This is a genomic window from Prevotella sp. P5-108, assembly GCF_002251385.1.
GTDB lineage: Bacteria > Bacteroidota > Bacteroidia > Bacteroidales > Bacteroidaceae > Prevotella.
Genome location: NZ_NPJJ01000018.1, coordinates 200,837 through 213,210 on the forward strand (window position 1 = coordinate 200,837; position 12,374 = coordinate 213,210).

10 protein-coding genes are annotated in these 12,374 nt (G+C 55.3%); 3 read left to right on the top strand and 7 right to left on the bottom strand.

Annotation, left to right across the window (positions count from 1 at the left end):
• Window positions 1–18 precede the first annotated feature (18 nt).
• Together CIK95_RS03115 and CIK95_RS03125 are read left to right on the top strand one after the other, a co-directional pair.
• Window positions 19–318 carry a hypothetical protein gene (locus CIK95_RS03115; protein ID WP_094466222.1) on the top strand — a complete coding sequence of 100 codons (300 nt, stop codon included), beginning with the start codon at window positions 19–21 and terminating at the stop codon, window positions 316–318.
• A gap of 492 nt (window positions 319–810) precedes the next feature.
• Complete coding sequence (locus tag CIK95_RS03125) at window positions 811–1,404, top strand: hypothetical protein (RefSeq protein WP_144007700.1); 594 nt, start codon at window positions 811–813, stop codon at window positions 1,402–1,404.
• Between the two features lie 179 nt (window positions 1,405–1,583).
• Here the strand turns inward: CIK95_RS03125 and CIK95_RS03130 are convergent, their stop codons facing one another.
• The 5 genes from CIK95_RS03130 to CIK95_RS03150 all read right to left on the bottom strand — a co-directional run bounded on the left by CIK95_RS03130 (window position 1,584) and on the right by CIK95_RS03150 (window position 7,847).
• Entirely contained in the window at window positions 1,584–3,296 is a 1,713-nt protein-coding gene (locus CIK95_RS03130) for an SUMF1/EgtB/PvdO family nonheme iron enzyme (RefSeq protein ID WP_094466225.1), read from the bottom strand.
• Window positions 3,297–3,547: 251 nt separating this feature from the next.
• Window positions 3,548–4,429 (bottom strand): prolipoprotein diacylglyceryl transferase, encoded by an 882-nt coding sequence (gene lgt, locus CIK95_RS03135; RefSeq protein ID WP_094466226.1) that lies wholly within the window; start codon window positions 4,427–4,429, stop codon window positions 3,548–3,550.
• An 11-nt stretch (window positions 4,430–4,440) separates the two neighbouring features.
• The gene (ychF, locus tag CIK95_RS03140; protein ID WP_022311234.1) at window positions 4,441–5,547 is read right to left on the bottom strand and encodes a redox-regulated ATPase YchF; all 1,107 of its coding nucleotides are present in this window, start codon (window positions 5,545–5,547) and stop codon (window positions 4,441–4,443) included.
• Window positions 5,548–5,932: 385 nt separating this feature from the next.
• Window positions 5,933–7,030 carry a hypothetical protein gene (locus CIK95_RS03145; RefSeq protein ID WP_094466227.1) on the bottom strand — a complete coding sequence of 366 codons (1,098 nt, stop codon included), beginning with the start codon at window positions 7,028–7,030 and terminating at the stop codon, window positions 5,933–5,935.
• Window positions 7,031–7,115: 85 nt separating this feature from the next.
• Window positions 7,116–7,847, bottom strand: coding sequence for a hypothetical protein (locus CIK95_RS03150; RefSeq protein WP_144007701.1), 732 nt, complete (start codon window positions 7,845–7,847; stop codon window positions 7,116–7,118).
• Window positions 7,848–7,995: 148 nt separating this feature from the next.
• Here CIK95_RS03150 and CIK95_RS13065 point away from each other — a divergent pair, with 148 nt between their 5' ends.
• Window positions 7,996–8,151: a hypothetical protein gene (locus CIK95_RS13065; protein ID WP_158214793.1), complete on the top strand. Its 156-nt coding sequence runs from the start codon at window positions 7,996–7,998 to the stop codon at window positions 8,149–8,151.
• A gap of 148 nt (window positions 8,152–8,299) precedes the next feature.
• Here CIK95_RS13065 and CIK95_RS03155 read toward each other — a convergent pair whose 3' ends face one another.
• Together CIK95_RS03155 and polA are read right to left on the bottom strand one after the other, a co-directional pair.
• Complete coding sequence (locus tag CIK95_RS03155) at window positions 8,300–9,538, bottom strand: sel1 repeat family protein (RefSeq protein ID WP_144007702.1); 1,239 nt, start codon at window positions 9,536–9,538, stop codon at window positions 8,300–8,302.
• Window positions 9,539–9,593: 55 nt separating this feature from the next.
• Complete coding sequence (gene polA / locus CIK95_RS03160) at window positions 9,594–12,356, bottom strand: DNA polymerase I (protein ID WP_094466230.1); 2,763 nt, start codon at window positions 12,354–12,356, stop codon at window positions 9,594–9,596.
• Window positions 12,357–12,374 lie beyond the last annotated feature (18 nt).

The window sequence follows — 12,374 nt, forward strand, 5'->3', positions numbered from 1 at the left end:
GCCCCATCCAGAAAGGCAGTGCTCAGAGGCGCTGCCTCTTTTCTGCCCCTCTCCCGATGGGTCGCTGTCTCCACCGCTCTGCCCGTTTCTGCCGTCGTGCAGACTGCCATCGACACCATCCTTCTCTCTATATCCACCGCTCAGCCCACCATCGCCCCATCCCTTCTCTCTATCTCCACCGCTCTGCCCACCATCGTCACCATTTTTCTTTCATTCTCCACCACTCTGCTATCCATCTCTGTGGGCATGGGAATGGCCTCTGCTGCGCCCGAGGGCGTCTTGGCGCGGCTGGAGACCATGTCTGTCGGCTTCTGTTAACAATCTTTCACCCCCCCCGTTAACTCTATTTCACTTAATTGGTTTGGTGGTGTCGCTGTTAACCACTTACTTTGCAAATGTCATCATCTTCATCGGGTTAGTCGTTACCGATGCCGAGACGGAGATGGACTCGGCTGGCTCGTGACGTATGATACGAGGCCACGTGCCTATTGATACGAGCGCTCGTAACAAATGATACGTGAGCACGTGACGTAAGGCACGAGCCGCCAGCGGTGGTCAGCACGCGGGCCAAAGCCCTTACGCCGGCGCCGTCTGTCATGGCGCGCCCCGCAGACCATGAAGCGCGGGGCATGGAAGTCATTGGAAAGGTTATCCTAATATTCACCCTTAAAACTGAAACAACAATGAAAAAGTCGATTTTGTGTTTGCTGTTTGCCATTGCCGCTATGGCGTGGGCAAACGATGCTGCGGCGCAGCAGTGTAAGAAAAAGGTGACTCTCAGAGTGGAGTCGACTGTAGCCCAAGGGCAAGATGCCCCCACGGTGGCTGCTCAACAAGGTGACGCCGGCGCAGTATGACACGCTCGTGGCGCTCAACCGCCTCTGCATGGTAGACTACTCGATGCTCAAGGGCTATAAGGTGACGCCACAGATGGTGGAGAAGGTGATGGGCCAGGCACGCAAATATATACGCGAGGCTATGGACCGCCATGATGGCGTGGTGCCTCGCGTGGGGTGGACGGCCCTCGTCACGAAGACGCTCACTACGTGGAGCGACAAGACAGAAAAGGGCACCCGCACGGTGGAATATCTGGTAGGCTCGTCGGCCGACGGCTATGATGTCCATCTGCTGCTGCGTGCCACCCTGCAGCGCGACCGCCAGACGGGTGGTTACCGCTCTGTGGCTTACGAACTGGTGCCTTACAGCGTGCAGGGCATGCCTGTCGATGTCAAGAGTCCTCGCGTCTATGCTGGCGGAACCACTCCCGCCGCTCAGCTGGAGTGGGGCAAGGATGGCAAGTCTCCTTACTATGCCGTTAACGCCATTCTGGACTTTACCGACCCTCTCGGAGCCAAACACCGTGAGCAGATAAACGTAAGCGTCGCTCTCTGTCTTGGCAGATAGGCTGCTGCAACGAGCCACGGGGGCGCCACATCGGCAGCCTGCCCTTGCCGAGGCGCTCAACAAGCTCAACGAAATCAAGAAGATACTCAAGGGGAAGTAACTATCGGCTCCCCATATACGCCAAAATCCCATACCTTGGAAGTAAGGTATGGGATTTTTGGCATATATTGCGCGGCCCGTCATCGCTGTATATGCGAGGCAGCCAGCCGCAATCCTGTCAGATTATTGGCCTGAGCGCAATAGTCACGGCCATTATACCATCTGAGACACCTGAAGTTTCCGCCACGTACTACATGCCTATGGTCGGGCTTATTGCTGACGCAGGGCGATGGATTAGGGCCCTGTGGATTAACTTGAGCCTTCTTGCTGTGCGATGTGCGCCATATATCACTGCATATCTCATCAACATTGCCCGTCATGTCGTACAGGCCCAGTACATTGGGAATGAGCTGACCCACAGCCTGAGGATGGCGTAGGTCGTCGCCCCACCAGGCAACCACTTTGGCAGATCCGTCAACCTGTTCGTGTCCGCTATAACGCTCTACAGGCTCGCCCCGACCACCTATACACGCATACTCCCACTCTGCCTCGGTGGGCAGACGGAACTGCTGACCGCTAAGGGCATTGAGCTTACTGATAAACAGCTTGATGTCGCTACAGCCTACATTAGTTACAGGCTGGTTAGCATCGTCTTGGTTCTCCGAAGGGTTCACGCCCATTATAGCTTGCCACAATGCCTGGGTTACTTCGTACTTACACAGATAGTAACTGTCTAACGTTACCTGGTGGGGAGCCATCTCCTTTGGCGGTATATAGTACTGACGTAGTTCGGGAAAGACAAAACCCATAGTAAAGGTACCTGCGGGCACCTGTACCATGTCGTTGACCACCTTAGCTATCAGCTCGCTGCGGGATGATGGCTGCGGGGATTTGTCCAGATGGATGCTGACAGACTTAGGCAACTGGCTTAGAGCCAGGCGGATGCCTGTTCTGGTAGGACGTCTGGTATTGTCCCCGATGTAGAAGCCTGTACGCTCGTAACTGCCCAGGTCAGTAATGTCGTAGAAACAGCCACGGTCCACGCGGTAGTCCTTCTGCGATTTAGCATCCAGATACTCTGCACCACCCTGATTTGCACAGAGTTCACTTACGTTGCCCGTCATGTCGTAGAGACCCAGGGCATTGGGCTTGAGCATACCTACCGCGTGCGCACGGAGGTCGCTGTTCCAGTAGATCCACCCTACCTCCTTGGCGTCATCGCTGCCACTGTACTTATAACGGCGTGGCGATTTGCCCTCATCGTAAGCCCACTGCCATTCCTCCTCGGTAGGCAAACGGAACTTGAGTCCAGTTATCTGGTTGAGGCGATAGATGAACAGCTGGGCCTCGTCCCAATAAAAACCCTCTACGGGCCGATTGCCCACAGTATGCTGCGAGGGATTGGAGCCCATCACGGCCTGCCACAACTGCTGCGTCACCTCGTACCGACACAGATAGTAACCGGCCACCGTGGCGCTATAGGCTGCCGGACATTTGCCGGTATAACCAGGATAGAAGTTGCGGTCGTACATAGTGAACGTTCCGCCAGGGATATACACCATGTCGGCTATCAGCTTCTCTATTACCTGGGTGGGAGTCATCTCCACTGGGGGCGGGTCTTCCCTCTTTGTCACCTGGTTTTTTACTTCAACAGGCTCCTTGGGCTCGGGCTTAGGTTCCGCCTTTCGCTCTACCCGTTTCTTGGGCTTGGGGGCTGTCTTGGCTTTAGCCTTGGCGGTATGCTCAGTCTTGTCCTTTGGCTTCTTCACCTGAGTCTGCTGTCGGATAATGCCCTGCGCATCCATACTGATGGTCCATGCCAGTGCCAGCATGATGAGAATACATTGTTTCATACGTGTTTTAAGTTATAGGAATATAGATAGTCCAAACCGAAGGCCATAAGCTCGCTTAATGGCTGAGGTGCAGCCTATCTTCTACAAAGGTACATCTTTTTTGAATACCGACAGCCTTTTTTCCGTTTTTTCTGACATGGTGAGAGTCATTTACTTCCATCACGATGAAAATGAAAATCGCCGCGGCTATCCTGTTAACAAGATAACCGCGGCGACGGGGTACTTATATCAGTGGGCTGATGGCTGCCGGCTTACTGCCGTGCCTTGCGCAGAGCGCGGCGCATGCACACGATGCCTATGATGATGAATGGCACAGAGAGCAGTTGGCCCATATTGAACAGCATGTCGTGCTCGAAAGCCTCCTGCACGTCCTTGGTATACTCTATCACAAAGCGGAAGCAGAAGATAAGCGTCAGACAGAGTCCGAAGAAGAAGCCCGTGCCTGCCCACTCTTTGTGCTTCTTGTAGAAATGCCATCCCACAAAGAAGAAGAGGAAGTAGGCGATGGCCTCATAGAGCTGTCCGGGGTGGCGGGGCATCTGGTCTACGCGCTCGAAGATGAACGCCCAGGGCACATCGGTAACCTTGCCGACTATCTCTGAGTTCATCAGGTTGCCCAGGCGTATGAAGCAGGCGGTGATGGGGGTGGCTATGGCTATGTCGTCGAGCACCTGCCACAGGTTCATGTGGGTGCGACGGTAGTAGCACCACAGCGCCAGCATCAGTCCCAGCGTGCCTCCGTGGGAAGCCAGTCCCTCGTAGCCCGTGAAGATGACGGTGCCGCCGGTGAGGCTGTAGAGCATGCCGCCATGGGCGAGGGGAGCGCCATCGACAAACTTGATGGGCAGCAACATCTCTATCACGTGCTGCCAAGAGGAAAGGAAATAGTGGGGTTCGTAGAAGATACAGTGACCAAGACGAGCTCCCATGATGATACCCACAAAGCAATAGAGGAAGAGTGGGTCAAAATACTCGTCCTTGACGCGCTGGTCGTGGTAGAGCCATCTCACGAGGAAGTAGGCGAGGGCCAGTCCGGTAATCCAGCACAGTCCGTACCAGCGCACATCAAACGGCCCGAGATGCAGCGCTGTCGTATCGGGGTTCCAGAGGATAAAGTTGAGCAGACTTGTCATAGCTTGATGCGTTATACGTTGAACCGGAAGTGCATGATGTCGCCGTCCTGGACCACATACTCCTTGCCCTCGATGCCCAGCTTGCCGGCTTCGCGTACGGCAGCCTCAGAGCCATACTGGATGTAGTCGTCGTACTTGATGACCTCGGCACGGATGAATCCCTTTTCAAAGTCGGTGTGTATCACGCCGGCACACTGGGGTGCCTTCCAACCCTTGTGATAGGTCCATGCCTTGACCTCCATCTCTCCGGCGGTGATGAATGTCTCGAGGTTGAGCAGACTGTAGGCCTTCTTGATGAGACGGTTTACGCCGCTCTCCTCCAGTCCCAGCTCGTCGAGAAACATCTTCTTGTCGTCATAGGTCTCGAGCGACGCGATGTCTTCCTCTGTCTTGGCGGCTATCACCATGGCCTCGGCGCCCTCTGAAGCGGCTATCTCTTCTATCTGGCGTGAGTACTGGTTGCCCTCCTTGGCGCTGGCCTCGTCTACGTTGCACACATAGAGCACGGGCTTGGTGGTAAGCAGGAACAGGTCGTGGGCGGCCTGCTGCTCCTCCTTGCTCTCAAAGGTCACCGAGCGGGCGTTGCGGCCCTGCTCCAGCGCCTCCTTGTAGGCTTCGAGCACGGTCACCAGCACCTTGGCGTCCTTGTTGTTGCCTATGGCTGCTATCTTCTGGTTCTTGGCGAGCTGGGCCTCGATGGTGTCGAGGTCTTTGAGCTGCAGCTCGGTGTCGATAATCTCCTTGTCCTGCACGGGATTGACGGGAGCACCGCCCTCGCGCACCACATTGTCGTCGTCGAAACAGCGGATGACATGGATGATGGCGTCGCACTCACGGATGTTGCCCAAAAACTTGTTGCCCAGTCCCTCGCCCTTGGAGGCACCCTTCACCAGACCGGCTATATCTACAATCTCGCAGGTGGCGGGCACAATGCGGCCGGGGTGTACTATCTCTGCCAGACGGGTGAGTCGGTCGTCGGGGACGGTGATGACACCTAAGTTAGGTTCTATCGTACAGAAAGGGAAGTTGGCTGCCTGTGCCTTGGCACTGGACAGGCAATTGAACAGCGTAGATTTTCCCACATTAGGAAGACCTACGATACCACATTTTAATGACATATCTTATTATAAACGTTTATTTCCAGAGTACAAAGGTAGTGCAAACCGAAGACAATGCAAAGAAAAAACGCATGTTTTTTCATTTGGCATTGTTGAGGTGCAGCCTATCTTATCCAAAGGTAATGCAAACCGAAGAGATTACAAAATAAATTTATTTATTTTTAATCTTGAGGTGCCGCCTACCTTCACGGCGCAGCCGTAGTGGTAGTGCAAACCGCAGACAATGCAAAGAAAAAACGCATGTTTTTTCGTTTCGCATTGTTGAGGTGCAGCCTATGCTCTACAAGTGTAAGCTGAAATATGGGTAGGTTTGCTATGCGAGGCCAATGGGGTGACTTCTGCTACCCCATCAGTAATCCCACAGCGCGCGGCGGTCTTCAGCGTATCAGTCATATACATATACCCACTTTCCATTGCGCAGCACCCATCTTCCATTTTTCGTGTGCTGGTATTTGCCGATGATGGTCGACAGGAGGAAAGCTATCAGCGGCGAGGCGAGGGCCATGGCCATCATAATCCACAGCGAAACCTGGACCACCGTGGTCAATGCCACTACAAAGGTGTGGATGGCGACCAGCGTGACGAGGGTCATGACGACACCATAGAGGCGTAGGCGCAAACCATTGATAAGCACGGGGATGCCATAGCATACCAATAGGGCGGGCCAGATGCTTCCCGTGAAGTGGGCAGACACCAACATGGCGGGCCACTGCAGTATATAGCCTATCACGAGGGGCCATATCAGCAGCGGTGCTTTGATAAAAATAGTCACACACAAGAGATACATGAGCGCCAACGCCATAAACAGCGCCACGGGGATGATGCCGACGATGGCATTTTCTATGCCTACATAGTCGGGGTTGCACCACCACAGCGCATCCCAGTCTATCATCAGCGCCATATAGATGACTATGCCCACGGCGGCGAAGAAGGGCAGCGCCGAAAGCACCAGAAAGCGGGTGCGGAGGGGCATCCATACCGCCAGAAGCATGAGCAGCAATGCCATGAAGGGCAGCCATCGGCTGTAGAGCATCCGTGTGGAGGCAGAGTGGACGTCCAAGTGGGGCATAGCCAGCCAGGAGGTGAGCTGTAGGCGCGGGCGGAAGTTGTCGGAAGCAAATCTGTCGGTCGCCGAGGGTGGGTTTTCGTCAGCGAACTTCAGCCAACGGGCTTCCACAAGGTATCTCCTGCCGTCGTAATGGATGATGCCTTTAATCTGTCTTACATCTACAGAGTCGCCCACATCTCCAAAATGGGAGGCGGTGCGGCCATCGGGGCCGGTAACTGTGCGCCCTACGACATCGACGAGGGTGCCGTTGGCGATGTAAAGCACTGTGCGTGAGCCGTCGTACTCGGTGGGCTTTTCGACTGGGGTGGCTTTGATTTCGGGGCCGACGAGGCAGTCGACCTCATACTTCTGCGCCATGACGAGGGTAGTCAGTCTCAGGAAGAAGAGCAGTGACAGAATTCTGAAGGCTTTCATATCTACTGGGTTTAGGATTGGGAGAGTGAGGGTGTGGGTCAGGCTGTGGGGCTCTATGCGGGAGAGGATGCAGGGGTGGCGTACTCTATCCGCGTCTTACGATGATAGGAATGTAGAAATAGGCCCGGTTGTTGGTAAACTGGGTGTAGCCTATCTGTTGGGCAATGCGGTAGTAGGGGTCGTGGTCCAGCAGATTGCCGGGGTCATCATCGTACTCTACGCGGGTGATGACGGGGCGGCTGTTGCTCACCTGGCAGTAGAGGCGCAGCTGGTGCAGCTGGTCGTCGCCATAGATGGCTCGGCTGGCGATGCTTATCTCGTAGCATTCAGTATAATTCTTCTTTCCCACGTTGGCGTCGAAGTCGTCTATAAGCAGACTTATTGTGGTTCCAACCTTCCAGTTGATGTAGCCCTGCAGGTTGGCGTCGCCCTTATTGCCGTTGCCTTGGGTCGGGTTGTAGTGGCTCATGTCCTGGACCAGGTTCTGCGCGGGGTGGCTTACCCTGAAATTGGAGTAGGGCAGGGTGGGGTTGCCCTTGTCTATGAAGTCGGCAGTCTTGCCGTCGCTCTTCCGTCTGCACAGGATGCTGATGCGGTCGTCGCAGAAGTAGTCCTGTGCGGTCTTATAGCCCTTGCTGTAGTCGGCAAACGCATTGGCATCAAGCAGATTGTTGCCCTCGGGGGTGACGAAGTCGAGATAAATGCGTTGGGTAAAGATGTTGGCAGATGAGTCATTGTCATCTTTGTCGCACGAGGCGCACATGGCAAGCGTGGCGATACATGCCACCAAGACCAAGATATTCTTCCTGAGTTTCATATTGATGCGGATATTAATGATGTACTGTTTGCAAATGTAGTGCATATTCATTAATCTTCCAAGGAAAAACGCAATTATTGTTGTAGCTTGGTCTACAAAAGTATTCAGCCAAGCCTATGGTCGCGCAAGAAGTGGCGCGTCTCAGCCTATGTATCCTCGGCTGCATTTCCAGCCCTCAGAGGCTGCCGTACTGCTGGTTACGACCAGGCAGAATGTTACCAATATGCGAAGCCGAATGATGCCGAAGGTCTTTGGCGAAGAGGGCAGTGCCGCCGACTTCGGTTTGCGTATCGCGGAGATATAATAGGAGGCAGCGGATGGCCAAAAGGCTTCAGCAAGGGAACGGGCAGTCTCTTGCTGAAGCCTTTTGGCATTGTGTAGGGAGGAAGGGTGGAGTGGGGGCAACTCGCTCTGGTGCTCTGACCGTGGCAGCGGGTCGCTCAAGCAGCCTCTCAGGCCTCGCTATCGCAGGGATAATCGTCGTCATCGGCTACGTGTCTCAGCCATTCATCGTATTTGGGCAGCCAGATTTCCTCAATCTTAGCCTTGTGGTGGTCGAGGAAGCCCTGTCTGTAACCTCTGATTACTGTCTGGAGCAGGTCGCTACAGCCAAGCATAAGCCCCTTGTAGGCATACTCGTAGGCGAAGCTCTCGCCGCAGCCAGCGGGCGCGGTGGAGTCGTCCAGTATCATGCGGGTAAGGGCTGCATAACCGTGGGGACTGCGCAGACGGGCGGCACGGCCATACCAGAGCCAAGCCTGCTGATAGTCTTGGGCGAAGCCATAGAGCCCTTCCTCGTAGTAGAAGCCGAGGTAATAGGGGCATACGCAGTCGCCGAGGCACCATCCTGCCTGGAGGTCGTCGCTGAGACAGGCGCTGAGTTCGCGCCGGGCGTCGGGGTCGAGGGCATCGTAGGTGGCGTCGTCGGTGAGCATGGTGTACATGAGGTAGCAGTCGCGAGCATCGACAGCCCTGCCTTTCTGCATGATTTCGGCGAAGCCATCACGGTCGACGACGATGCCGTCGCGGTCGCAGCAGTCGGTGACAGCCCACCAGAAGAAGGCTGCGCTGCCACCATGTTCGGTGGCCAGTTCATAGTTGGTCACGGCGTTGCCGATGCGGCCCAATTCCCTGTCGGCGTTGCCCATGAGCATATAGTATTCGGGGTCATGAAAGTCCTGCTGATGGACATGGTTTTCGGCGAGTTCATAGCCTTTTAGCGCATCGCGTGGGCTGCCGTTGGTGCCATAGATGATGTCGCGGATGTGCTGCTGCATGGCTTTCTCGCTGTGGTTGTCCAATGCCTTCTGCATCAGGTCATTGTAGGCATCGTAGTCGCACTCTCCCAGGTCGCCGTCCTTGTGCATGTAGGCGAGTTGGGCATAGGCGTCGCCGATACCGTGGCTGGCAGCGAGCTTGTAGAAATCGTGCTTGATGCTGTCGGAGTCGTTGTCGTATTGGAGCACATCGTGCAGCCTGGCATAGGCGTACATCATGTATGGATTGCCCTGCCAGGCCATCATCTCGATTTTCTTCACATCATCGAAGAGCAGCGGCACGTTGTTGTTCTGGCGGAGCAGCAGCAGGAAGAGCATCTGCGCTTCGCTGTCGTAGGCCACGGTTTCTGCGGTGGTCCAGAATGCTTCCTGCACCCTGAACTCCCTGAAAAGTTGTCTGGTTAGGGCTGTCATACACATTAATATTCAAGTTGTTTGGCGTATCTCTGTCGCCGTGGCGGCGGTGGCGTCAATGGGCTTCGAGCCAGTTGGCGCCCCAGCCTGCATCGGCGGTAAGCGGGATGCTGAGTCGGCAGGCGTTTTCCATCTCCTCGATGACGATACGCTCTACCTGCTCGCGCTCCTCGGGATAGACGCTGAAGTTGAGTTCATCGTGTACCTGCAGTATCATCCTCGAGCGCAGTCCTTCGGTGGCGAACCGCTTGAATATGTGTATCATTGCCACCTTGATGATGTCGGCCTCCGAGCCCTGGATGGGCGCGTTGATGGCGTTGCGTTCGGCGAAGCCTCTCACGGTGGCGTTGCGCGATGCTATATCGGGCAGATAGCGTCGGCGGTGGTAGATGGTCTCGGCGTAGCCCTTCTCGCGGCAGGTGGCGATGGCCTCGTCCATGTATGCCTTGACGCGTGGGAAGGTGGCGAAATAGTCGTCGATGAGCTGGCGCGCCTCGGAGTTGCTGATATTCATACGCTGCGCCAGTCCGTAGGTGCTGATGCCATAGATGATGCCGAAGTTGGCTTGCTTGGCTTTCTTGCGCTGCTCGGGCGTGACCTCTTCGACCGGCACGTGCCATATCTTGGCGGCTGTGGCGGCATGGATGTCGGTGCCGCTGCGGAAGGCGTCGAGCATGTGTTCGTCCTGCGAGAGATGGGCCATGATGCGGAGCTCTATCTGCGAGTAGTCGGCAGAGAAGAAGAGGCATCCCGGCTCGGGCACGAAGCTCTTGCGTATCTCCTTGCCGTCATCGTCGCGGATAGGGATATTCTGCAGGTTGGGGTCAGACGAACTGAGGCGCCCCGTGGCGGTGATGGCCTGGTTGAAGCAGGTGTGGATGTGGCCCGTGCGGGGGTTGATGAGTCGGGGAAGTGCCTCGACATAGGTGCCGAGCAACTTCTTCAACCCTCTGTAACTCAGTATGTCGTCGACGATGGGCGCGCGGCTGCGCAACTGGGTCAGCACCTCTTCCGAGGTGACATACTGGCCCGTCTTGGTCTTCTTTGGCTTGTCTACAATCTTCATCTTGCCAAAGAGAATATCTCCCACCTGCTTGGGACTGGATATATTGAATGTCTCGCCAGCCTCGGCATATATCTTCTGTTCGTATTCGGCGAGTCGGCGGTTGAAGTTCTTGCCTGTCTCTGCCAGTGCGGCGGTGTCCAAGCATACTCCGGTGAGCTCCATCTCGGCCAGTACGGGCACCAGTGGCATCTCGATGTCGTAGAAGAGGCGTTCGCCGTCGACCTCCTTGAGCTTCTGCTCGAGCACGTTCTTCAGTCTGAGCGTCACGTCGGCATCTTCGGCAGCATACTCATATACTTCCTGGGGCTGGAGGTCACGCATAGACCGCTGACCTTTACCTCGGGGTCCGATGAGCTGGTCGATGTGTATCGTCTGGTAGCCCAGCAGCGTCTCGGCCATGTAGTCCATGTTGTGGTGAAGCTCGGGCTGCACGATGTAGTGGGCGAGCATGGTGTCGAACATTGGTCCGCGCACCTCTATCCCATAACGACGCAACACTTCGTAGTCGTACTTGACGTTCTGTCCTACCTTCATGATGTGCTCGTCTTCGTAGAGCGGACGAAAAATGTCGACCATGCGCTGCGCCGCTTCCCTCTCTGCGGGCACGGCGACATAGACGGCCTTGAATTCTTCGACCGCGAAGCTCAGACCGACCAATTCGGCGTCGATGGCGTTGGTCGATGTCGTTTCTGTATCAAAACTCAAGATTTCTTTTGTCAAGAAATAATCACGTATTTTTCGTGCTTCTTCTTCTGATTCAATAAGTTGGTAATCGTGGTGGGTCTCTTTGAGGCCCAAAATACTCGCATTTTTTGGCTCGCCTTGGCTCTCGGCCGCAAATTCGCCAAACAAATCGAGCTGTAAATCGTCCTTTTTGGGCGTATTTTTAACTTTTTTAATAATTTTGTCGGTCAGGGCTCTGAACTCGAGTTCCTGGAAGATTTTCTCGAGTCGCTCCTCGTCGGGCGAGGTCATCTTCATTTTTTCCAAATCGAGCGCTATGGGCACGTCGGTCCTTATGGTCGCCAGGAACTGGCTCATCCGTATGTCGTCGACGGCACCTTCAACTTTCTCTCTCAACTTGCCTTTGATTTCGTCGGTATGTGCGAGCATGTTGTCGATACTCCCAAACTGTGTGATGAGTTTCGCGGCAGTCTTCTCTCCCACTCCCGGACATCCGGGGAAGTTGTCGGCAGAGTCGCCCATAAGCGCCAGCAGGTCGATGACCTGTGCGGTGGTCGCTATACCATACTTCTGCGTCACCTCGCTTTCGCCCAGCGTGTCGTAACCGCCACCATGACGGGGTCGGTAGATATAGACATTGCCCCCCACGAGCTGTCCGTAGTCCTTGTCGGGGGTGAGCATGTAGGTCTCGATGCCCTCGTGTCCGGCAGCGGTGGCAAGGGTGCCTATCACATCGTCGGCCTCGAAGCCGTCGGCCTGGAGCACGGGTATATGGTAAGCCTCGAGGATGTCCTTGATGATGGGCACGCTCGCCCGGATGTCCTCGGGCGTCTCCTCGCGCTGTGCCTTGTAGGCGGGAAAAGCCTCGTGACGGAAGGTCTTGCCGTGGTCGAAAGCCACAGCCATGTATGTGGGCTGCTCCTTGGTTATCACCTCGTTGAGGGTATTGACGAACCCCATTATAGCCGATGTATTGAGTCCCTTGGAGTTGATGCGTGGGTTTTTGAGGAATGCGTAGTACGACCTATATATAAGTGCATAGGCGTCCAATAGAAAGAGTCTGTCCATAGTTCTAATTGCTTTAGG